Here is a 22818-nt window from a genome sequence, read left to right as displayed (position 1 = left end):
CCTCCAATTGGACCGGGGACTTTAGCCCATTACGACGATTTCGTCACGGTAAGCAAGCAGCGCCAGAGCGCGTGTCCGCTGTCGCGGTACTTTTTCTCAAACAGGGTGATGGCCGGATCGCCACTAATTCGGTCGATACAGCCTCGCAGTCCCGCCATGTGCATGGCGGTACCGAATTCCTCAACGTAGACCTGCCAGTTGGAGCGGAGTTCAATGATGCCTCCCAGGCGGAGCAGCCAGGGGAAGCTTGCGTGGCCATGAATGCGCCGCTGCAGGTGTTTGGCTTTGGGCCAGGGGTTGGGGTAGAACAGATAGTGATAGCCCGCGCTGTGTCCGTCTGCGAGTAGAAGCTGCCAGATGTCTTCTGCCTCTGCGCGCAACAACAGGTAGTTGCAGGCATCGCTGGACTCGTGCTTTTCCAGGCGATGCGCAGATTGGTCAATGCCGACCACGAGGTGTTCGGGGTGCCGGCGGGCGAGTTCTGCGGTGCTCTGGCCGGTGCCGCAGAACGAATCCAGTACCAGTGGCATTGGCTGTCGCGACAGGCGCTCTGTCAGTGTTTGGTAGGCTTGTCGGGAATGGGGCGCAACGGGTCGCCTGAACGCATGCTGCATATGGCGGGTGACGGTCTCAGCGAGGCGGGGATGCAGCCCTGGCTGATTGCTGGTGACCGGGCGCGAATAGTCAGACTGGGACACGTTTAACGGCTCTGCGATTGCTGTCGGTGACGGGTGCTGCCATCATACCTGCCGGCAGGAAGGCTGCACACTGGACATGCCTTTCCATCAACTCGACTGTCTATGAACTCATTCGCCATGAACTCAACTTGCCATGCGTAAAGATCTGCGGCCCTGGTGGCTGAAAAAACTCTATCTTCGTTTTCGCTATTGGTACGCGGAATACTTTCTGCGCCCCGAGTGTGAATCACTGGGCCCGTACCACACGATTATGAAACCCTGGTACGTGAAAATCTCCGGAAATAACATCCGCATAGGCCGTTCGTTCACAGCCATCGGAGAGCCCATGCACCGGGTGGAGCTCGGTGTCTGGGGGCGCGAGGAGGGACAGGGGCGGCTCGAGATTGGTGACTGCGTGCTAATGAGCCCCGGATCCCGGATCAGCGCGTCAGATGAAATAACCATCGGCGATGGCACCATGTTTGCCAATGGCGCCTATGTGACGGATTCAGACTGGCACCAGATCTACGATCGGACCGAGCGCGATCCGCGGCCGACCCCGGTCCATATCGGCAAGAACGTCTGGCTGGGAGATCACGCTACCGTACTCAAGGGAGTCACGATTGGCGAGAATTCAGTAGTGGCGGCCCGCGCAGTCGTGGCCAGAGACGTGCCAGCCAACGTGGTGGTAGCCGGGAATCCGGCCAAGGTGGTCAAGGAGTTGGACCCGGAGCGGGAGTTCACCACGCGCATGGACTACTTTGCTAACCCTGCAGAACTGGAGCGTTTTTTCGATGCGATCAATGCCGAAGTACTGGAGGGCAATAGCTTCTGGCGCTGGCTCTGGTCGGTTGTGTATCCCGGCTCAAAGCTAAAGCGGTAACGCTATTCTGCACGCAGGGTTTTGACGCCCTCACTGGTCCCCAACAACAACACATCTGCCGGTTTAAGGGCGAACAGGCCGTTGGTCACGACACCGGTGATGCCGTTGATCTTCGCCTCGGTGGCCAGGGCCTGGGGAATGGCAAAGTTGTATACATCCAGAATAATATTGCCGTTGTCGGTGATGACTCCCTCGCGATAAATCGGATCTCCTCCCAGCTTTACCAGCTCGCGGGCGACGTGGCTGCGTGCCATGGGGATCACTTCTACGGGCAGCGGGAACGTGCCCAGGGTATGCACAAGTTTGGATTCGTCGGCGATACAGATGAATTCCTCGGCCACGGCGGTGACGATTTTCTCTCTGGTGAGCGCCGCGCCACCGCCTTTGATCAGTTGTAAGGCGGCGTTGCTCTCATCGGCGCCGTCGATATAGAAATCGACCTTATCCACGACGTTGAGGTCGTAGACTGGAATCCCGTGACTCTTCAGGCGATCCGCCGAGGCCTCGGAACTGGCCACACAGGCGTTGACCTGGCCTTTGATTCCGCCCAGCGCGTCAATGAACATGTTGGCCGTTGAGCCGGTGCCGATGCCGATCACGGAATCGTCATCCAGTTTTGGCCGGATGTATTCCAGGGCAGCTTCCGCTACCGCCTGCTTCAGTTCGTCCTGAGTCATTCCAAATCTCTCCTGCTGGGGCGGGGCCATTATAGGTCAGGCGCTTGCAGCGATCACCAATAATACCAAGCGGCGGGGCTGAAAATGGGCCCCACCTCCATTAACATCTCCTGTTCCGTTCAATTACAGGCAGCAGCAGACTATGCCTCAGTCCTATATCAAGCGCATCCTCGACGCGCGGGTCTACGATGTGGCCCGGGAGACGCCGGTGGATCAGGCGCCGTTGTTGTCGCAACGCACTGGCAACCGGGTGTGGCTGAAGCGCGAGGATCTGCAGCCCGTGTTCTCGTTCAAGTTGCGCGGAGCCTACAACAAGATGCATCGCTTGAGTGAAGCGCAGCGCGCCGGCGGTGTTGTTGCAGCCTCGGCGGGTAACCATGCCCAGGGCCTGGCTATGGCCGCGCAGAAGATGGGGGTGAAGGCGACAATCGTGATGCCTCGCACCACACCACTGATCAAGGTGGATGCCGTGCGCGGCCGTGGGGCGCGTGTTGTGCTGCATGGCGATTCCTACGATGAGGCTGCAGCCCACGCCGACCGTCTGGTGAAAGAAAAAGGTATGACCTACGTGCATCCCTTTGATGACCCGGACGTGATCGCGGGTCAAGGCACCGTGGGTATGGAAATTGTGCGCCAGCACCAGGCGCCACTGGATGTGCTTTTTGTGCCAGTGGGGGGCGGCGGCTTGCTCGCCGGCGTGGCCGCCTATGTGAAGTACGTGTGGCCGCAGACAAAAATTATCGGTGTTGAGCCGGAAGATGCCGCCTGTTTAAAGCTGGCGCTAGACCGTGGGCGTCGTGCAACGCTGCCCGAAGTGGGTTTGTTCGCCGATGGCTGTGCCGTCGCCCAGGTCGGCAAGGAGACCTTCCGGGTTATCCGCGAAACGGTGGACGAGGTGATCACCGCGTCCACCGACGAGATGTGCGCGGCAATCAAGGACATCTTTGAAGACACGCGGAGTATTGCTGAGCCTGCAGGAGCGCTGGCGCTTGCCGGCCTGAAAAAATATGCCGAGCGAGAGGGTTGCGAAGACAAGGATTTGCTCGCGATTGTTTCCGGCGCCAATACTAATTTTGATCGCCTGCGCTATATCTCGGAGCGCACCGAAATTGGCGAGCAGCGCGAGGCGGTGCTCAGTGTCACCATCCCCGAGCGTCCCGGTAGCTTCCGCGCTTTCTGCGGCGTTCTCGGGCGGCGCAATATCACCGAGTTCAACTACCGCTATGCGGATGCCGGTTCAGCCCAGGTGTTCGTGGGTGTGTCTGTGGTCCCTGGCGGCGACGATCTCGAGAGCCTGTTGAGTGAGCTCGCCAAGAAGGGTTACGAGGTCGAAGACCTGACGGAAAATGAGGTCGCCAAACTTCATGTGCGCTACATGGTGGGTGGCCACGTGCCGGATGCGGTTGCCAACGAGCGCGTCTACCGGGTCGAATTCCCGGAGCGCCCCGGCGCACTGGCGAAGTTTCTGTCGGGCCTGGGCCAGGCCTGGAATATTTCGATGTTCCACTATCGCAACCACGGTGCAGCGTACGGCCGTATTCTTGTGGGAGTGCAGGTGAGGGCCGCTGAGCGCAAGGCTTTCAGCAGCGTTATGGACGATATTGGATTCCGTTACTGGGATGAAACCGAGAATCGCGCCTATCAGCTCTACCTCGGTCAGCGGCCCGAGTCAGGAGAAAATTAAAATATCCCTGCTTTTTTTGGTCATACTCTGGACATTCATGGCTTTTGTGAAATAATCACAAAAGTTAGTCGTTGCTCAGGCTAACGATAAGAACAGTGACGGCTTCGTGAGAAAGCCGCACCCGTAGCAAATAAGAGAGTGATACAAGCGTGAAAAGCAAACCTGACCTGATGTTGGTACTGATGGCTGTGTTCGGAATGGGCGTTGTGGTAACCCTGATGTTGCCCATGGCCGCGAACAACACTGTCGCTGCACCTGCTTCAGAACTACAGGCCGGAGTAATAATCCGGGACTGATTTCTCGGCCCGTGAATTTACTGCTCTTTGCAGGAGTAGAGATTCGTTTCGGTGGCGACAAAATCTAACCGTACGTCCCAACTTTCCCTGGGCAGGGTTTCCTGCCGCTGCAATTCGAACCCCAGCCCTGTTTTGATCGGTCCAGTTGCATTCGCCAGCGTGCGATCGTAATAACCGCCCCCCATGCCCAGCCTTGAGCCGTCAGTGCTCCAGCCAACCAGCGGCAAGCAGATACAGTCCAGCGCCTCGGTGGCGATACGAGGGCTGTGAGTATCCGGTTCGCGAATCCCGTATCGATTAAGTTGTGTGCCTTTGGTGGTACCACCCCAGCGGGCAAATTCCAGTGTTCCGCCTTCGGCAACAACGGGCAAGTACAGGCGCTTGCCCGCGGCAAGAACGAGTTCCGAGATCGCTGATGTGTCAATCTCCCCGTCTGTGGCCAGATAGAGCGCAATGCCCTGGAAGCTCTGCCACCCGGGGAGCCGGGTGATATGCAGCGCCAGTTGCTGCGTTGCTTCGGCTCTTGCCGCATCCGGCAGTTGGCGCCTGGCGGCCCTGAGGTCCTGGCGTAATGCAGTTTTTGTAGAGGCGATTGAAGACATGATGAAAAGAGATTCCCGGCGTACCGCTGACAGCACTGCCCTTGAACCCGATGGTTCAAGGTGGAGGCCCCCGCACTGTATAAGGCTTTCCGGTCGCGCCGGACTTGCACACCAACAATGGCTGGAAGCCCCCTGATACAAATTTATCGGCTCGAGGACTGTCTGCCTGGCGCATACGCCAGGGATCCGGAGGCGATTATACGCACTCGATAGCTGTGATGCGCCCTTGAATTTCAGGCCAAAGTAAGAATGGGGTCAGCCGATTTCTAGTTGGCGGAGCTGGTAAAGGGCGTCGTCAAGTTTGCGGTTGAGGCTGGTAACCGCCTCTGGCGCGGGGTCTGGGGCAATGTCCAGCTTGCCGTCGCCACCCTCGGAGGCCTGTAGCAATTCATAGCTGATATTCAGGGCGGCCATGACCGCGATGCGCTCAAGGCCGATGACTTTGCCGGTCTCACGGATGCTGCGCATCTGTTTGTCCAGGTATTTTGCAGAGACCACGAGTTCGGCTTCCTGCTCTGGCGGGCAGGCGACCTGGTAGTCTTTGTCGAGAATTTTTACCGTGACGGTGTTGGGCTGGTTCACGGGATCACTCCATTGTGCGCAGGCGGTTGATCATGGCTTCGACCTTTGAGCGCGCGAGCTCGTTCTTGTCGATCAGGTCCTGGCGCTCTGCCAGCCAACCGGCATTCTCCGCCTTCAAGGCCTGGTTTTCCCGGTTCAACTCCTTGCACAGCTCGATTAACTGGTCGATTTTCTGTTCCAGATCCTGCAGTTGCTTATCCGCCATGGAGTTATACTGGTGTTAGCTTGATTGGGACTTTACTATAAGGGCGCTTCGCACAGCCGTCAACGAAGTAAAAGCAATGAAAATCAATAGCCTGCCCGACATTGTTGCAAACGGCTGTAACTGTAGGCAGCGCACCTCGAGAACCAGACATGTTCGACGATCACGACAGCGGCAACTTTGTATTCGATTTTGATGAAGTTGCCAACCACTTGCTGGAACAGGGACTCGACAACTCCCCGTCACAACTACACGGCTGCCTTTGCGGCCTGTTGGCTGCCGGAGCGCCGGCGGAAGCTGAAGCGGGCCTCGCTCAGCTGCAACAGGCGCTGGAGGTCAGTTTGCATGGCGAACTGGCAGGGCAGGTGTTGCAACTCTACAAAGTCAGCGCTGAGGCGCTGGAAGACGAGGAGTTCGATTTTCACCCCTTGTTGCCGGACGACGAGGTCGAGATCAGCTCGCGCACGGGCGAGCTCGCGCGATGGTGCAATGGTTTTCTGGCCGGTTTTGCGCAGGCTAACCAGCGCCAGGTGGGTCAGGACAGCAGCGAAATTCTGCGCGATATGGCAGCTATCGCCGAGGCTTCCATCGATGACGACGCAGAGGAGGAAGAGTCGGAGGGCAGCTACACCGAGATTGTGGAATATCTGCGCTTTGCGGTGCTCAACCTGTTCATGGACAGCCGGGTCGATGGTCCTGAGGCTCCTGAACCTCAGTTGCACTAGCTCAGCGGATCGTCGCGCATGAAAATCAGCAATAGCGAATACAAGCGTCGCCGGCGCAATTTGATGGCCCTTATGGAGCCAAACAGTATCGCCATCATCCCCTCTGCGCGGCAGCAATTACGCAGCCGCGACACTGAATATTCGTTCCGTCAGGACAGCGATTTCTACTATCTTTCAGGCTTTCAGGAACCCGACTCGGTGCTGGTGCTCATTCCCGGCCGAGAGCACGGGGAATACGTGGTCTTTTGCCCGGAGCGTGACCCACAGTCCGAACTCTGGCACGGCCAGCGAGCGGGTCCCGATGGGCTGTGCCGTCGCTTCGGCGCTGACGATGCGTTTCCTGTGGGTGACGTTGACGACATACTGCCCGGCCTGATTGAGGGGCGGGAGCGCGTTTACTACTCCATGGGGCGCAGCTCCCGCTTTGATCAGCAGATTATGGATTGGGTGAACACCATACGTTCCAAGGAATCCACCGGTGCGGTACCCCCCGGCGAGTTCACCGATCTCGATCACATGCTGCACGACCTGCGCCTGATCAAGAGCGCAGCCGAGCAGCGCATCATGCGCCGTGCGGGAGAGATCACCGCCGCTGCTCATCGCCGGATCATGAGGTTCTGCGAACCCGATCAGTTCGAGTACGAGTTGGAGGGTGAGCTGCACCATGAATTTGTCCGCGGCGGTGCTCGTCATCCAGCTTATCTGAGTATTGTCGGCAGTGGCCGCAATGCCTGTACCCTGCACTATGTGGAGAACAGCGCCCGGATGCGAGAGGGCGACCTTGTGCTGGTCGACGCGGGCTGTGAGTTCGAATACTACGCTGCCGATGTGAGCCGTACCTTTCCTGTCTCGGGCAGATTTTCCCCAGAACAGCGTGCGCTGTATGAGGTCGTGCTTGCTGGCCATAGCGCCGCAATCGAGCAGGTACGCGCTGGCAACCACTTCAATCAGTCCCACGATGCCAGTGTTCGGGCGATTACCGGCGGCCTGGTAGAGCTGGGCTTGCTGGATGGCGACGTGGACGCGCTGATAGCGTCACAGGCCTACCGTGAATTTTACATGCACAAGGTCGGCCATTGGCTTGGCCTGGATGTGCACGATGTGGGTGATTATCGGGTCGGTGAGGAGTGGCGCGTGCTGGAGCCGGGGATGGTAATGACGATCGAACCCGGAATTTATGTGTCCCCTGACAACGCCAGTGTGCCACGTAAATGGCGTGGAATTGGCATTCGCATAGAGGACAATGTGCTGGTGACCCAGGACGGATGTGAAATTCTCACGGATGCGGTGCCCCGCAGCGTGGCGGGCATTGAAGCCTTGATGGCGAGCTGACCGGTGGTCGAGCACCGGGACATTGTTATCGCCGGAGGTGGCATGGTCGGGATCAGTCTCGCCATGCATCTCGCTCATAGCCTTCCGGCGGACGTCAGTATCTGCCTTATTGAGGGCTTCCCTTTCCCGCAGCCCGAGCCAGGGCATCGCCCGGCGTATCATCCTGCCTTTGATGCGCGTTCGACCGCGCTCAGTTATAGCAGCCGCCTGATTTATGAGCAGATAGGGCTGTGGCCCAGCCTGGCGCAATACCTGTGCCCGATCGAGACTATTCATGTCTCCAGTCGCGGCCGTTTTGGCAGCACCCTGATGGATACCGCGAGTCACAGTTGGGAAGCGCTTGGCTATGTCGTTGAAAACGCCTGGCTGGGTAATGCGCTGATTCAGGCCTTGTACCAGCAGGGCCGGGTCGAGGTGCGCAGCCCCTGTAAGGTCCTGGCGGCGAAAACCGGCACCGATGGTGTGAGGCTTGAGTTGGCCGGTGAGCAGGGTGGCGAATTGAGCGCTTCGCTGCTGGTGGTGGCCGATGGGGCAGCCTCGGGCCTGCGCGAGTCGCTGGGCGTCGCTGTCAGCGAGAAGCCCTACCGGCAACAGGCCCTGATTGCCAATATCGCCACTGCGCAGCCTCACGAAGGGCGTGCCTATGAGCGGTTCACTTCCCTCGGCCCGCTGGCCATGCTTCCGCTTCCGGCGGTGAGTGAGGCTCGCCACCGCAGCGCCCTGGTTTGGACGGTGTCCCCAGAAGAGGGCGCGGAGCTTATGGCGAGCAGTGACGAAGAGTTTCTGTCCCGCCTGCAGGCTCGTTTTGGGTATCGGCTTGGCAGGCTCACCCGGGTTGGTGAGCGCCACAGCTATCCCTTGTCGCTTGTTCACTGTCCGGAACAAGTGCGTCAGGGCGTTGTCGTCATGGGCAATGCGGCGCACGCCCTGCACCCTGTGGCAGGCCAGGGCTACAACCTCGCCTTGCGCGACGTGGCAGAGCTGGCGCGGGTGCTCGCCGGGGCGGTTGAGGAGGGCGAGGGCCTGGGCGATTTGAATGTGCTGCAGCGCTATGAGCGCTTACAGCAGGCAGACCAGCAGCGCACCATCGAATTCAGTGATCGTCTTCCGGCCCTGTTCATGCAGGCCGATCCATTGCTTGGGCTCGCCCGAGACCTGGCTCTTTCGGGGCTCGATTTTCTGCCGGCCCTGAAGCGGGAGTTTGTCAATCAGGCCGCGGGTGTCGCGGCGCTGGGGGAATAGCGAAATGGCCAGGCAGCAGTTCGATATTGTCATTGTGGGTGCAGGGATAGCCGGTTCAGCCATGGCGTTGGCGCTTTCCGGCAGCGGCTATCGCATTGCTGTGATTGAAGCTCAGCCTATGCAGCGGCGAGAACTGCCCGCTTCGGCCGGGCTGAATGACTTCGATGCCAGGGTGAGTGCACTGACGCCGCAGTCGATCCGTTTTCTCGAAAGCCTGGGCGCTCGGAGTGCAATAGAGGCCTACCGCAGCTGCGCCTACCGACATATGACGGTGTGGGATGGCGATGGAACCGGCCGTATCGAGTTCGATGCTTCCGAGCTGGGTGTGCCGGCACTGGGCCATATTGTCGAGAACCGGGCGGTTGTGGATGCGCTGCTTGAGCAGGTGTTGGCTGCGTCTGATGTCAGCTGTCTGAGCCCAGAGCGCGTTGCAGATTGTCACCGTGGGGACGATGGCCATGTGATCTTGCAATTGGAGAATGGCGATGGCCCGGTCAAGGAAATAGAGGCCGAGCTTGTTGTCGGGGCGGATGGCGCCCTGTCCCGAATCCGCTCGCTGATGGATTACACCACCCGTGAGTGGGACTACGGACATCAGGCGATTGTCGCCACGGTGGCGCTGGCTGAGGCGCACCAACAGACGGCTTGGCAGCGCTTTCTCCCCACCGGGCCGCTGGCCTTGTTGCCACTGCCTGGTGAGGAGGGCTCTCATCTGTGTTCCATTGTTTGGTCGCTGGAAAACGATCGCGTGGACCCACTTATGGCTATGGAAGACGAGGCTTTTTGCGCCGAGCTCAGTGCGGCGTTTGAGCATGGTCTCGGTGGCGTCGTCGGTGTATCAAGGCGCTTCGCTTTCCCGCTGCGCCAGCGCCACGCCGTGGATTATGTGCAGCCGGGGGTCGCGCTTGTAGCCGATGCCGCTCACACCATCCATCCGCTGGCAGGGCAGGGCATTAACCTCGGCTTGCTGGACGTTGAAGCCCTCGCCGGGGAGCTGTTGCGGGCGCGCAGCGCGGGCCTCTCGCCGGGTTCGACTGAGGTGCTGGCTCGCTATCAACGCCAGCGCAAAGGCGAGAATTTGTTGATGATGGGCGCAATGGATGGATTCAAGCGTCTGTTCGCCGATCGCTCACCGCCGGTGCGCTGGTTGCGCAATGCCGGGATGCGCGGCGTGGGCAGTATTGCGCCCCTGAAGCGACGATTGATGCGGCATGCGATGGGTATATAGGTTGAGTTTCCTCTGCGCCCCGCTAGAATTAGCCGCTGAGCGCCCCCGTGGCCACTATCTGATATTTATCGAGGAAGCCCCATGAGCCAGACTCCCGCCGAACTGAAGTACGCAGCCAGCCACGAGTGGGCCCGTCTTGAAGAAGACGGTACGGTTACCGTGGGCGTATCTGCCCATGCCCAGGAAGCCCTCGGCGATGTTGTCTTTGTCGAGTTGCCGGACCCTGGCGCTACCCTTGCCGCTGGTGATGAGGCCGGTGTTGTCGAGTCGGTCAAGGCGGCTTCAGACATCTATGCGCCGGTTGCCGGTGAAGTCATTGCCGTCAATGAGCAACTGGAAGATGAACCTGAAACTGTCAATGCCGATCCCTACAACGATGGCTGGTTCTTTAAGTTGCAGCCTTCGGACACTAGTGAGCTGGAGGCGCTGCTAAGCGCAGAGGATTACCAGGCGAAGTGCGACGAAGAAGACTGATCTTCTTCCCCGATGACTGCTGATCTCTATTTGCGCAAAGGCGCCGACCGGCGCCTGCGCGGCGGCCATCTCTGGGTTTATTCCAACGAAATCGACAGCGCGGTCAATAGCCTGGGCCAATATCAGGCGGGCGATTCGGTGCGCGTGCGCGCCACTGACGGTAAGCTGCTGGGCAGTGCCTATATGGAGCCACAGGCGCTGATCTGCGCCAGGTTGTACGCTTCCACCGATACCCCTTTCGATAGCGCATTGCTTGAAAGCCGCATTCGCTCCGCCCTGGCGATTCGCCAGGCGGCGTTCCCCCAACCCTATTATCGTCTGGTATACGGTGACAGTGACGGTCTGCCGGGCGTGGTTATCGACCGGTTTGGTGACTACGCGGTGGTGCAGCTGAATAACAGTGGCATAGAGCGTTACAGCGAGCTTGTGGTGGCGGCTCTGGTAGAGGTGCTTAAGCCGGCCGGTGTCCTGCTGCGAGGGGATAGTCGCAGCAGGCGTGAGAAGGGGCTGGCTGACGACATTGAAGTCGTGTCGGGCAGCGTGCCTGAGCAGGTCTCGCTGGAAGAGAACGGTGTGCACTTCATGGCGCCAGTCCATGGTGGTCAGAAGACTGGCTGGTTTTACGATCACCGTATGGCTCGGGCCCGGCTGGCTCCCTGGGTCGCAGGCAAGTCGGTGCTGGATGTCTATAGCTATATCGGCGGCTGGGGAATCCAGGCAGGTGCGTTCGGCGCGTCCGAGGTCTGCTGTCTGGACAGTTCGGGGCCTGCGCTTGAGGGTGTGCTCAGCAATGCCGCGCTGAACGGTCTTGTTGACAAGGTTTCAGTGCGCCAGGGGTCTGCCCCGGAAACCATGAAGCAGATGATCGATGAGGGCCTGGCCTACGATGTCGTTATTCTCGATCCGCCGGCGTTTATTCAGCGACGCAAGGACATCAAGAAAGGGATTACCGCCTACCGCCGGATCAATGAGTTGGGCTTGAGATTGCTGCGCCCCGGCGGGCTGCTGGTGGCGGGTTCATGTTCCATGCATTTAGCGCAGGCCGACCTGATCGGCGCGATGCAGCAGGCGGCAGTGCGTGCAGGGTGTCAGTTGCGGGTGGTAGAGCAGGGCGCTCAGGGGCCAGATCACCCCATTCATCCGGCCATTCCGGAAACGGAGTATCTCAAGGCGGTGTTCGCAGTTAAGTCAGATTGAGACGCGCGGCGCTCTACTCGATGTTCTAGTTACGCAGTGAAATTACCGGCCAGTCGGCCTTGCGAGCTTCCGCTAGCAAGGCGGCGTCCGGGTCTACAGCCACAGGCCTGTCTACTTCCCGAAGCAGGGCCAGATCATTCACCGAGTCGCTGTAGAAGTAGGCTCCCTCCATGGACACATCCCGGTCTTCCAGCCACGCGTGCAGGCGGGTGACTTTCCCTTCCTGGTAACTTGGGACCCCTGTTGGTTCGCCGGTGTATAGCCCGTCGACGACTTCTGCCTCGCACGCCAGCAGGTCTGCTATTCCCAGGGCCTGTACGATGGGTTCGGTGATAAAACGGTTGGTGGCAGTAATGACCAGCAAGGTGTCGCCCCGCTCGCGATGACGTGCCAGCAATAGCTCAGCTTTGGCAAGCATGATCGGCTGGATTTTTTCAGTCATAAATTGCGCATGCCAGGCTTGCAGGGTCTCTGCAGCTTGATCCTTCAGTGGCCCCAGGGCGAAGCGCAGGTAGGCCTGTATGTCGAGCTGCCCGGTCTGGTAGTCGCGGTAGAACTGCTCGTTGCGCGCCGCAAAATCCGCACCGTCGACAATGCCCTTTTCACACACGAATTGACCCCAGAGATAGTCGCTATCGCCGCCGAGAAGGGTGTTGTCGAGGTCGAAGATTGCCAGGGCCATTGTGGTGGGCTCCGCGTAAAGGGGCGCCAATATAGCGCGGCGCGGCTGGCTAGTAAATTTCTCTGGGGCGGCAAAGTGTGGAAGAATAGCGGGTTCATAATAGAGAATTGAAGCAGCAGCGTGATAGACAAAGAGGGCTACCGGCCCAATGTGGGGATTGTCCTGGCCAATGATCAGGGCCAGGTACTGTGGGCCCGCAGGGTGGGTGGCCGCAATGCCTGGCAGTTCCCGCAGGGTGGTATCAACCGCGGCGAATCCCCCGAACAAGCCCTTTATCGAGAGCTTGAAGAGGAGGTCGGGTTGACCAGGGATTCGGTTGAAGTGCTCGCGGTTACCCGCGGTTGGTTGCGTTACCGCCTGCCCAGGCGGTTCATCCGCAAGGGTCAGAAACCCTTGTGTATTGGCCAGAAGCAGAAGTGGTTCCTGCTGCGTATGCTCGACCCTGACGATGCTGTAAAACTGGATCTGAATGCCAAGCCCGAGTTCGATCACTGGCAGTGGGTCAGTTACTGGTACCCGCTCAATGAAGTCATTTCCTTTAAGCGAGAGGTCTACCGACGCGCCATGAAAGAGTTGGCAGCGCCCCTGGGTAGACACACTGAGCGCCTCGAGGGAGAGCGCTGATATGCTTGAGACCCTGCGTCAGATAGTCCAGGAAGTTAACGCTGCGTCGGACCTCGGCGAAGCGCTGGAGATCATTGTGAGCAGGGTGCGCGATGCCATGGGCACCGAAGTCTGTAGCGTCTATCTCTGCGACCCCGGTGAAGAGCGCTTCGTTTTCCGCGCTACCGAGGGCCTCAACAAGGACCAGATCGGTGTCGCCAGCCTGATGGCGGGCGAGGGTCTGGTGGGCACGGTTGCTGAGCGCGAGGAGCCGTTGAACCTTGAGAATGCCGAAAACCACCCCGCATTTCGCTTCTTCCCGGACCTGGGTGAAGACGCTTACCACTCCTTTCTCGGTGTGCCCATTATCCACCAGCGCAGGGTCCTGGGTGTCCTGGTAGTGCAGCAGGCAGAGCGGCGTCGCTTTGATGAGAGCGACGAGGCCTTCCTCGTCACAATGTCGGCCCAGCTGGCCGCTATTATTGCCCACGCCCGGGTCACCGGCGCAGTGGATGTTGATGAAGCGGCCGGCAGCGGAGCGCCCGCCAAGATTAGCGGTGTGGCCGGCGCTGCGGGTATCGCGATTGGCACGGCTTTCATTATCTCTCCGGGGGCGGATCTGTATGCCGTCCCGAGCAAAACGATCACCGACCGCCGGAGTGAGGTACATGCGTTTCGCGAGGCGCTGGGGAAGGTTCGCGATGACATCGAAGAGGTGGCCGATAATCTCGGGGGTGAGCTAAGCCCTGAAGACCACGCTCTATTTGATGTGTATCTGGGTATTCTCGACGACTCCGCCATCGGGCGGGAGGTCGTAACCTTGATCAAGGGGGGCGAGTGGGCCCAGGGTGCCTTGAGTCAGGTGATGATTGAACACATCCGCCACTTTGAGCGGATGGAGCACAGTTACCTTAAAGAGCGTGCAGTGGATATCAAGGACCTGGGAACCCGGGTGCTTGCCTATCTGCAGGCGGAAGACAAGGCTGAACATGTCTATCCCGACAACGCCATCCTGGTGGGCGAGGAGCTCACAGCTTCTTCCCTCGGGGAGATTCCCCGGGAGAAGCTCGCGGGCCTGATCTCGGTGCGCGGTTCGGGCAATTCCCACGTTGCGATTCTGGCCCGGGCCATGGGTATACCGACAGTGATGGGTGCTCTCGATCTGCCCTATCGTCGGTTACAGGGCCGCGAGCTGGTGATTGATGGCTACAACGGTGCGGTGCATCTCAATCCACTGCCTGAGGTGCGGGCACGGTTCAAGGAAATCCTGGATGCGGACCTCGCCCTGTCCAAGGATCTGGAATCCCTGCGGGATCTTCCATGTGAAACGCTGGATGGCCACCGTATGCCACTGTGGGTAAATACCGGTTTGCAGGCAGACATTACCCGGTCGCTGGAGCAGGGCGCTGAGGGCGTGGGGCTGTATCGCACGGAAGTGCCTTTTCTGCTGCGCGAACGCTTCCCCTCTGAGGAGGAGCAGCGCCAGATCTATCGCAATCAACTGGAAGCGTTTGCCCCCCGGCCGGTGACTATGCGCACTCTGGATATCGGCGGCGACAAGGCCCTGCCTTATTTTCCTATCGAGGAAGACAATCCCTTCCTCGGGTGGCGCGGTATTCGGGTCACGCTGGATCATCCGGAGATTTTCCTCGCGCAAGTGCGGGCGATGCTCAAGGCGAATGCCGGTCTGGGCAATCTCCGTATCATGCTGCCCATGATCTGCTCGATTTCTGAGCTGGACGAGGCTCTTGAATTGATTCACCGCAGCCATCGCGAAATTTTGCAGGAAGGTATCGACACAGAATTGCCCATGATTGGGGTGATGGTTGAGGTGCCCTCTGCCGTTTATCAGGCGCGTGCCCTGGCTCGACGGGTTGATTTCCTGTCGGTGGGCTCCAATGATTTAACCCAATACCTGTTGGCAGTCGATCGCAATAACGCCCGTGTGGCGGACCTCTATCACTCCATGCACCCCGCGGTGCTCAGTGCACTGGAGATGGTGGCCAATGCTGCCCGTGCTGAAGGGAAAAAAGTCGGCATCTGTGGCGAGCTGGCCGGTGACCCTGAGGGCGCAGTGCTGCTGTTGGCGATGGGCTATGACATTCTTTCGATGAATGCCACCAGCCTGCCCAAAGTGAAGCAGGCCCTGCGCAGTGTGAATATGGCCGAATCCCAGGCCTTGCTCCAGGAAGTGCTGGCGATGGAGGATGCCGGTGCTATTCACGCCAGGCTAGAGAGCTTCCTGGCGGATCACGGGATGGAGAAATTCATTCACAATCCTGTGGCCTGAGGGCTCTCAGCGCTCCAGTAAAAACTGCTCTGTGACCCGGTCGACCCTGTTGCCGCCAGCATCAAAGCTGAGTTCCCGCCAGCTCGTCATACCTTCCTGATCCTGCCACAGTGTTGTGGTGGCCCGCGTACCGTAGGCTTCGTTGACGATAAACTGGGCCGACAACATCTGATCCATTTCGCCGTGCAGGCCGACCTCTGCGAGTTCGTCCTGTTCCGCAAGTTCTCCGCTGGCAACCACTTCTGCCAGCTGGCTGTGATCCACAGCGCCCCCTGTCAGCGAGCGCAGGGCCTGCTTGCCGCGCTGAACCTTGGGCCAGGGGGTGTCCAGCAAGGCATTGCTCAGGCCATACGTGCCGGGTTGAAGCTGCTGTGGGGCTGACGGGGTCGGTGCACTGTTGCTGTAGTACCACAGCCCTGCGCGGTCTCCCAGCAACAGGTTGAAGCCGGCGTACTCGCCTGCGCTGGCACTTAGTCGGTGCAGATAGCTCGCCGGGGATTCGTCGCCTTCCAGGAAGCCCAGTGTCAGGTCACCGCGGCTGCGCGGTGCAGCCCGGGTGCGCTCCGGATCGCGAAAGTTGGTGACTGCTGCGAAGCGGCCGTTGCGGGTAATTCCCATCCAGGTGCCACCTGCCTGTAGGTCGCGGCCCGCTAGCAGCTTCGGTCGCTCCGGCCAGAACCGAGCCGATTGGGTCGGGCGAGCGTGGAATTCGTCCCGATTGGCTGCCAGCAGCAGCGGGTATCGTGGGTGTTGGCGGTACGAAAAAAGAATGAGGCACATGGGCTTCAGGGGTCCAGTTTGGTGGTCGGCAATTGTGAAACACATCGCGCTGCATAATAATACGACATTCGCGCGCCGGCGGTCGGCCGTGCGCCCTGATTGAGCCTGAATATGCTGCCCTATCCTGAGATAGACCCCGTTGCCGTGGCCCTGGGGCCCCTGAAAATACACTGGTACGGCCTCGCCTACCTGACCGGTATCGCAGCCGGTTGGTGGCTCGCCATGCGCCGCAGCCGCCATTCGTGGTCGCCGGTGCAACGCGACCAGGTGGATGACCTGACGTTTTATGTGGCTCTCGGCGTCGTCCTCGGAGGGCGGGTGGGCTACACATTCCTCTACGGCGGCCAGCGCCTGGTGGAAGACCCGATGTGGGCCCTGCGCCTGTGGGAGGGTGGTATGTCCTTCCACGGTGGTTTCCTTGGTGTGCTGTTCGCCATGTATATGTTCGGCCGACGCCACAACATTGCTTTCTGGAAGCTCATGGATTTTGTCGCGCCTTTTGTCCCGATCGGCCTCGGTCTTGGACGCCTGGGTAACTTTATCGGCCAGGAGCTGTGGGGGCGCGCTGCCGATGTGCCCTGGGCGATGGTCTTTCCTGCCGATCCGCTGCAGCTGGCCCGGCATCCATCACAGCTCTACCAGTTTGCGCTTGAGGGTGTCTTGTTGTTCTCATTCCTGATCTGGTTCTCGTCCAGGTCGCGACCCACCTGCGCAGTGTCGGGGATGTTCTCGCTCGGTTATGGCTGCGTGCGTTTCTTCTCCGAGTTCTTTCGGGAGCCGGACGCTCATCTGGGCTTCCAGGCCTTTGGCTGGATGACCCGCGGCCAAATGCTGTGCATTCCCATGATTATCACTGGTCTCGTTCTGCTGTGGGTGGCCTACGGCCGCAAGCAGGGCGCTACCGCTACGGAACAAAACTGATGAAACAATATCTCGACCTGCTCGAAGACATCCTCACCAATGGTGTGCAGAAAGGTGATCGCACCGGCACAGGTACTGTGTCCGTGTTCGGGCGCCAGTATCGTCATAATCTGGCCGATGGCTTTCCCTTGCTTACCACCAAGAAGCTTCATCTCAAGAGCATTATCAATGAGCTTATCTGGTTCCTCAACGGCGATACAAATACCGCCTGGCTGAAAGAGAACGGGGTGTCGATCTGGGATGAGTGGGCGACCGAGTCAGGTGATCTGGGCCCCCTCTACGGTGCCCAGTGGACGGCGTGGCCCACGCAGGATGGTGGGAGTATCAACCAGATTGATTATGTCGTGGATACCCTGCGCAATAATCCGGACAGTCGGCGCATTCTGTTTCACGGCTGGAATGTGGAATATCTGCCCGACGAGTCTGCCAGCCCGCAGCAGAACGTGGCCGATGGCCGCATGGCGTTGCCCCCCTGCCATTTGCTGTATCAGTTCTATGTGGCCGGCGGTAAGCTTTCCGCCCAGTTGTACATCCGCTCCAGCGATACCTTCCTGGGGTTGCCCTACAACACCGCCAGCCTGGCTGTGCTGACCATGATGCTGGCCCAGCAATGTGATCTGGAGCCCGGCGAAATTGTAGTGACTACCGGTGACTCACACCTCTATAGCAACCACATGGAGCAGGTGCAGGAGCAGCTTTCGCGCGCCCCGCGATCGCTGCCTCGTCTGAAGATTCTGCGCCGCCCCGATAGTATTTACGACTACCGCTTTGAAGATTTTGAGCTGGAGGGCTACGACCCGCATCCAAATATCTCGGCTCCGGTGGCGGTGTAGCGATGGTTGATCTGGCAGTGATTGTCGCCGCGGCCCAAAACGGCGTGATCGGGAGCAACAATGCCTTGCCCTGGCACTTGCCCGAGGATTTGCGCTACTTCAAGCGGGTAACAATGGGTAAGCCGATTGTGATGGGACGCAAGACTTTCGAGTCTATCGGGCGGCCGCTGCCCGGCCGTACCAATATTGTTATGACCCGGGCCTCGGATTTCTCACCCGAAGGCGTGCGAATCGTGCACGACCTTGATGCGGCCCTGGCGCTGGCGGAGGAGCTGGCCCTGATCGAGGGCTGTGAGGAATTGATGGTGATCGGCGGCGCTCAGGTGTATGCCGAGGCTCTGCCGCGCGCGGCCAGGCTTTATCTCACTGAAGTCCACGCAGATGTTGAAGGCGACACGTTTCTGCCCGAGATTGATATGGCGAACTGGGGTGAGGTGCGGCGGGAGGCGTTCTCAGCGGCGGGCCCTAACCCGTATGACTACAGTTTCGTTGTCTACGAGCGGATAGGTGCAGCGGAATAGCATGTTTTAAATGCACTGTTACCATAGCTGGATAGACTGGGGTAAAGTGTTACCTTCATACACAATAGTGAAAACTAACCCCTTCGGGGAGTAATGAGAATTGATAATTTCCACCTCTTTGGTTTAAATTTGCTCCCTCGGTTTACCGACTCTGATTTATCCACTATATATTTACTGCTTAATCAACGGTTTTTCAGAGCCGATTCTTTTTTGTTGGACATAGGAAACACACACCTCATGACTATGCATCGATTGAAAAATGGGCTGATCGCTGCGCTCGTTGCCGCCGGCACCTTGGCGGGAGCGACTGCAGTTGTACAGGCCAGCACCCTTGATCAAATTCTGGACGTGAGCGAGTCGAAGAACGACGCCGCCCGCAAATCACAGGCGAAAATCGATCGCCTCGCTGACCAGACCAGTGATCTGCTCACGGACTACAAGACCGTGATGAAGCAGGTCGACGGGCTCAAGGTGTACAACGCACGCCTTCAGCGCCAAATTGAAAACCAGAATAAGCGCGTGGGCGAGATCGAGCAGTCCATCTCCCAGGTGACGGTTATTCAGCGTCAGATGACACCCCTGGTCATTCGAATGATCGATGGCCTTGAACAATTTGTAGAGCTCGACGTGCCCTTCGAGAAAGAGCAGCGTATCGAGCGCGTAGAGTTCCTGCGCAGCAACATCGATCGTGCCGACGTGACCGTGGCGGAAAAATTCCGCGGCGTGCTCGAGGCTTACAACATCGAACTCCAGTATGGCCGCGGCATCGACACCTACCGCGGCACTATCGATCTGGGCGGTTCTCCACGTGACGTGGACTTCCTCCGAATCGGCCGTATCGCCCTGGTTTATCAAACGACTGACGGCGCCATGTCCGGTGCCTGGGACAAGAGTTCCGGCGCATGGGTCGAGCTTCCCGCCGGTGAATACGATGCCGCTATCCGTAAAGGCATCCGTATCGCGAAGAAGCAGGCCACCATCGAACTACTGAACATGCCCGTATCTGCGCCGGAGGCTAACTAAATGAGCGTTAACTTTGTAAAAGCCGCAGCCCTGGCGCTGACCGGCGTACTCTCCCTCTCCGCCGGCTCTGTCATGGCGCAGGAAGCCAAATCACTGGACGAACTGCTGAACTACGTGAAGCAGGGTCAGGTGAGTGAGGCGAAAGAAAACCGCGCTCGCGAAGCCAAGTTCTCCAAGGACAAGGCCAATCAGGCCGCAGCCCTGCAGCGCGCAGAAGCTGAACGCGCCCGTCAGGAGCAACTGAGTGCCGAGTTGGAAGCCAAGTTCGAACAGAACGAACTGCTCATCTCTGCCAAGCAGCAGCAGCTGCAGGAAAAGCTGGGTACCCTGACCGAACTGTTCGGCCACCTGACTTCTGCTGCCGGCGACCTCTCTTCCAATATTGAGGTTTCCCTGGCTTCTGCCCAGTATCCCGGCCGTGGCGAGTTCCTGAAAGAGCTGATCGACAAGATGAGCAATTCAGATACTCTGCCCAGCATCGAGGAAATTGAGCGTGTCTGGTTTGAGCTGATGCGTGAGATTCGCGAAACCGGTGTTGTAACCACCTTTGACGCGGAAGTGTCCTCGCCTGCCGGTGAGCGTGCTCCCCGCCAGGTTCTGCGTGTAGGCGCATTCAACATCGTCGACACCAACGGCAACTACCTGTCCTACGACGGTGGCAGCCTGAGCGAGCTGCCTCGTCAGCCCTCCGGCCCTTACACCGGCTGGGCTTCCAACCTGGCTAACGCTAGTGGCGGCCTCAACAGCTTTGGTGTTGACCCCACTGGTCCCACAGGCGGTTCCTTCCTCGCGGCGATCATCGATACACCGACGCTGGAAGAACGCTGGCACCAGGGCGGCTATGTTGGCTACGCCATCACCGCGGTTGGTATCTTTGCCTTCGTACTGGCGATCTGGCGCATGCTTGTCCTGACCGCTGTAGGCGGCAAGGTCAACTCCCAGCTCAAGAACCTGAGCAAAGCCAACACCAACAACCCGCTGGGCCGTGTTCTCAAGATCCACGAGGACAACCCCACCATGGATACCGAGACTCTCGAGCTCAAGCTGTCCGAGGGCGTGTTGAAGGAAACTCCGAAACTGGAAAGCGGTCTCACCCTGCTGAAGATCATCGCTGCGGTCGCACCGCTGATGGGTCTGCTGGGTACGGTTACCGGTATGATCATTACCTTCCAGGCCATCACCATCTTTGGTGCGGGCGATCCGAAGGCAATGGCTGGCGGTATTTCCGGCGCATTGATTACTACCGTACTGGGTCTGCTGGTAGCTATCCCAACAGTGCTTCTGCACACCGTTGTGAATGGCCGCGCACAGCGCATCATCCATGTCCTGGACGAGCAGACTACCGGCATGATCGCAGAGCATACAGAAGCCAACCTGAGGTCTTGATATGGGCGGTATGAGCGAGGTACTCCTCGGCTTCATGGACAAGGGCGGCGACGTCTTGTGGCTGATCGCCGCGCTCTTGTTCGTGATGTGGACCCTGATTTTCGAGCGTGTCTGGTACCTGCAGTTGGGCTGGAAGAAAGATGTCGCGCAAGTGATTGCCAAGTGGGAGGGCCGCTCTGAGCGGAAATCCTGGGAGGCGTTCCAGATCCGCGAGATGATGATTTCCCAGACCAGGATGCAGATTAACCGCAACCTGCCGGTTATCAAGACTCTCGTTGCCCTGTGCCCACTGTTGGGTCTTCTCGGTACGGTTACCGGGATGATCGAGGTGTTTAACATCATGGCAGTGACGGGCGGCGGCGATGCGAAATCCATGGCCGGCGGTGTCCAGCAGGCCACTATTCCAACTATGGCTGGAATGGTTGCAGCACTGTCTGGGGTCTTTGCCAACACATATGTGACCAGGATTGCCCAGCGGGAAAGTGTATTCCTGCAGGACAACCTGACGACAGATCACTAATAGAGCAAGATTAATGCGAAAGAGAAATCGAGAAGCTGATGCAGATGAGGCGGAGATCGACCTGACGCCGATGCTCGACGTGGTATTTATCATGTTGATCTTCTTCATCGTGGTCGCTTCCTTCCTGAAGGAGGCCGGTATCGAAGTGAACCGGCCCGACAGTAACCAGAACCCCCCGGATACTGATGCTGTCAGCATCGTGGTAACCATCACTGGTGATAACCAGATATGGATGGAAAACCGCCGGATCGACATACGTGCAGTAAGGGCGAACATTGCCCGGATCCTGGCGTCCGATCCTGAGGCCGGATTTACCGTCAAGACCGAGGCCGGCGCCAGCGCTGGAACTTTGCTTGAAGTGGGCGATGCCGCTCGCGAAGCAGGTGTGAATCAGGTCAACTGGCCAGCGGAGGAGAAGTAGTGAGCAGACGAGGTATGTCAGCAAGCCGAGCAGGCGCCGAAAGCAGTGGTGAGGGTGAGATCGACCTCACTCCAATGCTGGACGTGGTGTTCATCATGCTCATCTTTTTTATCGTGACGTCATCCTTTGTGAAGGAGCCCGGTGTCGACATTCTCAAGGCTGAGGCTGTTACCACGAATCCCTGTGAGCGTGGAACGATCATCTTTGCGGTCAATGCCGTGGGCGATATTTACTACGACAAGAAGCAGATTCCTGTCGATCGCGCATATCGTCTCGCCGAAGCGGCCAAGAAAGAGGCCCCCAAGGCTAATTTCGTGATCCAGGCAGATGTGGATGCGCCGACGTCGGCTCTAAGTGAATTACTGGCTGTTCTCAAGCCGCTGATGGACGCGCCTCTGTGTGCTTCCACCGATGACGCGGGGTAAGCCAGATGGGAAATAGTGTGAGAACGATAGTCTCAATTCTGTTGGCCTTGCCGGTTGTGGTAGGCCTGTTCATGATCATGCACAGTTTGATCGATAAGGACTTCGAGAACCCGGAAGTGACCAATACCAAGATCGCCGATCTGGTACAGCCGGACGAAGAAATCCAGCTGGAGAGCAATACCGAGAAGCCCGACAAGGTAGAGGATCCTGAAGAGCCGCCGCCGGATCTCGATACACCGGAGCTGATCATGGACGTGGATATGGATATATCCAACGCTGCCCCATCAGCGGCGATTAGCGTGGAGATTTCTACCACCGGCATGTCATCCGGCGACGGAGAGTACCTGCCCATTGTTAAGGTGGCGCCTATCTACCCTCGTCGGGCACAGACTCGCGGTATCACCGGTTATTGCATCGTGGAATACACGGTGACTACATCCGGCGCAATCCGTGACCCTCAGGCCGTCGATTGCCAGCCCTCGGGTGTGTTTGAGAGAGCGTCCGTGAAGGCCGCCCTCAAGTTCAAGTACAAGCCGCGCGTTGTCGATGGCGAGGCCATTGAAGTGGCCGGCGTACAGAACAAATTCACCTACGAGCTGGAACAGTAAACAA

General features: G+C 58.8%; 27 protein-coding genes and 1 other RNA gene. 20 read left to right on the top strand and 8 right to left on the bottom strand.

Translation table 11 applies throughout. From position 1 onward, the window contains the following. Positions 1–29: 29 nt before the first annotated feature. Positions 30–698: a tRNA (guanine(46)-N(7))-methyltransferase TrmB gene (trmB, locus tag EY643_RS18565; RefSeq protein WP_240732761.1), complete on the bottom strand. Its 669-nt coding sequence runs from the start codon at positions 696–698 to the stop codon at positions 30–32. Between the two features lie 133 nt (positions 699–831). Here trmB and EY643_RS18560 point away from each other — a divergent pair, with 133 nt between their 5' ends. After that, positions 832–1560 (top strand): acyltransferase, encoded by a 729-nt coding sequence (locus tag EY643_RS18560; protein WP_153240654.1) that lies wholly within the window; start codon positions 832–834, stop codon positions 1558–1560. A 2-nt stretch (positions 1561–1562) separates the two neighbouring features. Here the strand turns inward: EY643_RS18560 and rpiA are convergent, their stop codons facing one another. Continuing rightward, entirely contained in the window at positions 1563–2237 is a 675-nt protein-coding gene (gene rpiA, locus EY643_RS18555) for a ribose-5-phosphate isomerase RpiA (RefSeq protein WP_153240653.1), read from the bottom strand. Positions 2238–2379: 142 nt separating this feature from the next. Between rpiA and ilvA the strand changes: the two genes are divergently transcribed. Both ilvA and EY643_RS18545 read left to right on the top strand, forming a co-directional pair. Next, positions 2380–3921 carry a threonine ammonia-lyase, biosynthetic gene (ilvA, locus tag EY643_RS18550; protein WP_153240652.1) on the top strand — a complete coding sequence of 514 codons (1542 nt, stop codon included), beginning with the start codon at positions 2380–2382 and terminating at the stop codon, positions 3919–3921. Between the two features lie 149 nt (positions 3922–4070). Next, entirely contained in the window at positions 4071–4217 is a 147-nt protein-coding gene (locus EY643_RS18545) for a hypothetical protein (RefSeq protein WP_153240651.1), read from the top strand. A 17-nt stretch (positions 4218–4234) separates the two neighbouring features. On the opposite strand, the gene EY643_RS18540 is transcribed toward EY643_RS18545, so the two are convergent. From EY643_RS18540 to EY643_RS18525, 4 genes are all read right to left on the bottom strand, one after another. Further along, entirely contained in the window at positions 4235–4819 is a 585-nt protein-coding gene (locus EY643_RS18540) for a 5-formyltetrahydrofolate cyclo-ligase (protein WP_153240650.1), read from the bottom strand. Positions 4820–4827: 8 nt separating this feature from the next. Further along, positions 4828–5007, bottom strand: a non-coding RNA gene (ssrS, locus tag EY643_RS18535) — 6S RNA. A 67-nt stretch (positions 5008–5074) separates the two neighbouring features. After that, positions 5075–5401, bottom strand: coding sequence for a cell division protein ZapA (locus EY643_RS18530; RefSeq protein WP_153240649.1), 327 nt, complete (start codon positions 5399–5401; stop codon positions 5075–5077). A gap of 4 nt (positions 5402–5405) precedes the next feature. Beyond that, on the bottom strand, positions 5406–5606 hold the full coding sequence (locus tag EY643_RS18525; RefSeq protein WP_153240648.1) for a TIGR02449 family protein: 201 nt from the start codon (positions 5604–5606) through the stop codon (positions 5406–5408). Positions 5607–5755: 149 nt separating this feature from the next. Between EY643_RS18525 and EY643_RS18520 the strand changes: the two genes are divergently transcribed. The 6 genes from EY643_RS18520 to EY643_RS18495 all read left to right on the top strand — a co-directional run bounded on the left by EY643_RS18520 (position 5756) and on the right by EY643_RS18495 (position 11801). After that, complete coding sequence (locus EY643_RS18520; RefSeq protein ID WP_153240647.1) at positions 5756–6328, top strand: UPF0149 family protein; 573 nt, start codon at positions 5756–5758, stop codon at positions 6326–6328. 18 nt (positions 6329–6346) lie between these two features. Continuing rightward, entirely contained in the window at positions 6347–7660 is a 1314-nt protein-coding gene (gene pepP / locus EY643_RS18515; protein ID WP_153240646.1) for a Xaa-Pro aminopeptidase, read from the top strand. Positions 7661–7663: 3 nt separating this feature from the next. Beyond that, complete coding sequence (gene ubiH, locus EY643_RS18510) at positions 7664–8902, top strand: 2-octaprenyl-6-methoxyphenyl hydroxylase (RefSeq protein WP_240732760.1); 1239 nt, start codon at positions 7664–7666, stop codon at positions 8900–8902. Positions 8903–8906: 4 nt separating this feature from the next. Next, on the top strand, positions 8907–10130 hold the full coding sequence (locus EY643_RS18505; RefSeq protein ID WP_153240645.1) for a UbiH/UbiF/VisC/COQ6 family ubiquinone biosynthesis hydroxylase: 1224 nt from the start codon (positions 8907–8909) through the stop codon (positions 10128–10130). 81 nt (positions 10131–10211) lie between these two features. Further along, positions 10212–10604 (top strand): glycine cleavage system protein GcvH, encoded by a 393-nt coding sequence (gene gcvH, locus EY643_RS18500; RefSeq protein WP_153240644.1) that lies wholly within the window; start codon positions 10212–10214, stop codon positions 10602–10604. Positions 10605–10616: 12 nt separating this feature from the next. Continuing rightward, a complete protein-coding gene (locus EY643_RS18495; RefSeq protein WP_153240643.1) occupies positions 10617–11801 on the top strand; it encodes a class I SAM-dependent rRNA methyltransferase in 1185 nt (394 codons plus the stop codon). Between the two features lie 25 nt (positions 11802–11826). Here the strand turns inward: EY643_RS18495 and EY643_RS18490 are convergent, their stop codons facing one another. Beyond that, positions 11827–12483: a histidinol-phosphatase gene (locus tag EY643_RS18490; protein WP_153240642.1), complete on the bottom strand. Its 657-nt coding sequence runs from the start codon at positions 12481–12483 to the stop codon at positions 11827–11829. 120 nt (positions 12484–12603) lie between these two features. On the opposite strand from EY643_RS18490, the gene EY643_RS18485 reads away from it, so the two are divergent. After that, positions 12604–13107 carry an RNA pyrophosphohydrolase gene (locus tag EY643_RS18485; protein WP_153240641.1) on the top strand — a complete coding sequence of 168 codons (504 nt, stop codon included), beginning with the start codon at positions 12604–12606 and terminating at the stop codon, positions 13105–13107. Position 13108: 1 nt separating this feature from the next. Continuing rightward, positions 13109–15376: a phosphoenolpyruvate--protein phosphotransferase gene (gene ptsP / locus EY643_RS18480; protein WP_153240640.1), complete on the top strand. Its 2268-nt coding sequence runs from the start codon at positions 13109–13111 to the stop codon at positions 15374–15376. A 6-nt stretch (positions 15377–15382) separates the two neighbouring features. On the opposite strand, the gene EY643_RS18475 is transcribed toward ptsP, so the two are convergent. Continuing rightward, a complete protein-coding gene (locus EY643_RS18475; RefSeq protein ID WP_153240639.1) occupies positions 15383–16156 on the bottom strand; it encodes an NRDE family protein in 774 nt (257 codons plus the stop codon). Positions 16157–16267: 111 nt separating this feature from the next. On the opposite strand from EY643_RS18475, the gene lgt reads away from it, so the two are divergent. From lgt to EY643_RS18430, 9 genes are all read left to right on the top strand, one after another. Continuing rightward, a complete protein-coding gene (gene lgt, locus EY643_RS18470; protein ID WP_153240638.1) occupies positions 16268–17077 on the top strand; it encodes a prolipoprotein diacylglyceryl transferase in 810 nt (269 codons plus the stop codon). Then, entirely contained in the window at positions 17077–17910 is an 834-nt protein-coding gene (locus tag EY643_RS18465; RefSeq protein WP_153240637.1) for a thymidylate synthase, read from the top strand. Before lgt ends, EY643_RS18465 begins: the two co-directional genes overlap by 1 nt. Positions 17911–17912: 2 nt before the next feature. Next, the gene (locus EY643_RS18460; RefSeq protein ID WP_153240636.1) at positions 17913–18431 is read left to right on the top strand and encodes a dihydrofolate reductase; all 519 of its coding nucleotides are present in this window, start codon (positions 17913–17915) and stop codon (positions 18429–18431) included. A 237-nt stretch (positions 18432–18668) separates the two neighbouring features. After that, complete coding sequence (locus EY643_RS18455; protein ID WP_153240635.1) at positions 18669–19454, top strand: DUF3450 domain-containing protein; 786 nt, start codon at positions 18669–18671, stop codon at positions 19452–19454. Further along, positions 19455–20840, top strand: a complete 1386-nt coding sequence (locus tag EY643_RS18450; RefSeq protein WP_153240634.1) for a MotA/TolQ/ExbB proton channel family protein — start codon at positions 19455–19457, stop codon at positions 20838–20840. A 1-nt stretch (position 20841) separates the two neighbouring features. Further along, positions 20842–21360 (top strand): MotA/TolQ/ExbB proton channel family protein, encoded by a 519-nt coding sequence (locus tag EY643_RS18445; protein WP_153240633.1) that lies wholly within the window; start codon positions 20842–20844, stop codon positions 21358–21360. Positions 21361–21373: 13 nt separating this feature from the next. Continuing rightward, positions 21374–21781, top strand: coding sequence for an ExbD/TolR family protein (locus EY643_RS18440; protein ID WP_153240632.1), 408 nt, complete (start codon positions 21374–21376; stop codon positions 21779–21781). Positions 21782–21795: 14 nt separating this feature from the next. Then, positions 21796–22206, top strand: a complete 411-nt coding sequence (locus EY643_RS18435; RefSeq protein ID WP_153240631.1) for an ExbD/TolR family protein — start codon at positions 21796–21798, stop codon at positions 22204–22206. Positions 22207–22211: 5 nt separating this feature from the next. Continuing rightward, the gene (locus tag EY643_RS18430) at positions 22212–22814 is read left to right on the top strand and encodes an energy transducer TonB (protein WP_153240630.1); all 603 of its coding nucleotides are present in this window, start codon (positions 22212–22214) and stop codon (positions 22812–22814) included. Positions 22815–22818: the final 4 nt, after the last annotated feature.

This window comes from Halioglobus maricola, from assembly GCF_009388985.1.
GTDB lineage: Bacteria > Pseudomonadota > Gammaproteobacteria > Pseudomonadales > Halieaceae > Halioglobus > Halioglobus maricola.
The sequence above is the reverse complement of the archived record's forward strand: the minus strand, read 5'-3'. Positions and strand labels throughout refer to the sequence as shown.

Coding starts and splice junctions, on each gene's coding strand:
- lgt (WP_153240638.1), top strand. CDS start 16,268: ATGCTGCCCTATCCTGAGATAGACCCCGTTGCCGTGGCCCTGGGGCCC.
- EY643_RS18505 (WP_153240645.1), top strand. CDS start 8,907: ATGGCCAGGCAGCAGTTCGATATTGTCATTGTGGGTGCAGGGATAGCC.
- EY643_RS18560 (WP_153240654.1), top strand. CDS start 832: ATGCGTAAAGATCTGCGGCCCTGGTGGCTGAAAAAACTCTATCTTCGT.
- EY643_RS18465 (WP_153240637.1), top strand. CDS start 17,077: ATGAAACAATATCTCGACCTGCTCGAAGACATCCTCACCAATGGTGTG.
- EY643_RS18490 (WP_153240642.1), bottom strand. CDS start 12,483: ATGGCCCTGGCAATCTTCGACCTCGACAACACCCTTCTCGGCGGCGAT.
- EY643_RS18435 (WP_153240631.1), top strand. CDS start 21,796: ATGTCAGCAAGCCGAGCAGGCGCCGAAAGCAGTGGTGAGGGTGAGATC.
- rpiA (WP_153240653.1), bottom strand. CDS start 2,237: ATGACTCAGGACGAACTGAAGCAGGCGGTAGCGGAAGCTGCCCTGGAA.
- EY643_RS18460 (WP_153240636.1), top strand. CDS start 17,913: ATGGTTGATCTGGCAGTGATTGTCGCCGCGGCCCAAAACGGCGTGATC.
- gcvH (WP_153240644.1), top strand. CDS start 10,212: ATGAGCCAGACTCCCGCCGAACTGAAGTACGCAGCCAGCCACGAGTGG.
- EY643_RS18520 (WP_153240647.1), top strand. CDS start 5,756: ATGTTCGACGATCACGACAGCGGCAACTTTGTATTCGATTTTGATGAA.
- EY643_RS18430 (WP_153240630.1), top strand. CDS start 22,212: ATGGGAAATAGTGTGAGAACGATAGTCTCAATTCTGTTGGCCTTGCCG.
- ilvA (WP_153240652.1), top strand. CDS start 2,380: ATGCCTCAGTCCTATATCAAGCGCATCCTCGACGCGCGGGTCTACGAT.
- EY643_RS18440 (WP_153240632.1), top strand. CDS start 21,374: ATGCGAAAGAGAAATCGAGAAGCTGATGCAGATGAGGCGGAGATCGAC.
- ptsP (WP_153240640.1), top strand. CDS start 13,109: ATGCTTGAGACCCTGCGTCAGATAGTCCAGGAAGTTAACGCTGCGTCG.
- EY643_RS18540 (WP_153240650.1), bottom strand. CDS start 4,819: ATGTCTTCAATCGCCTCTACAAAAACTGCATTACGCCAGGACCTCAGG.
- EY643_RS18450 (WP_153240634.1), top strand. CDS start 19,455: ATGAGCGTTAACTTTGTAAAAGCCGCAGCCCTGGCGCTGACCGGCGTA.
- EY643_RS18475 (WP_153240639.1), bottom strand. CDS start 16,156: ATGTGCCTCATTCTTTTTTCGTACCGCCAACACCCACGATACCCGCTG.
- EY643_RS18525 (WP_153240648.1), bottom strand. CDS start 5,606: ATGGCGGATAAGCAACTGCAGGATCTGGAACAGAAAATCGACCAGTTA.
- EY643_RS18445 (WP_153240633.1), top strand. CDS start 20,842: ATGGGCGGTATGAGCGAGGTACTCCTCGGCTTCATGGACAAGGGCGGC.
- pepP (WP_153240646.1), top strand. CDS start 6,347: ATGAAAATCAGCAATAGCGAATACAAGCGTCGCCGGCGCAATTTGATG.
- EY643_RS18455 (WP_153240635.1), top strand. CDS start 18,669: ATGACTATGCATCGATTGAAAAATGGGCTGATCGCTGCGCTCGTTGCC.
- EY643_RS18495 (WP_153240643.1), top strand. CDS start 10,617: ATGACTGCTGATCTCTATTTGCGCAAAGGCGCCGACCGGCGCCTGCGC.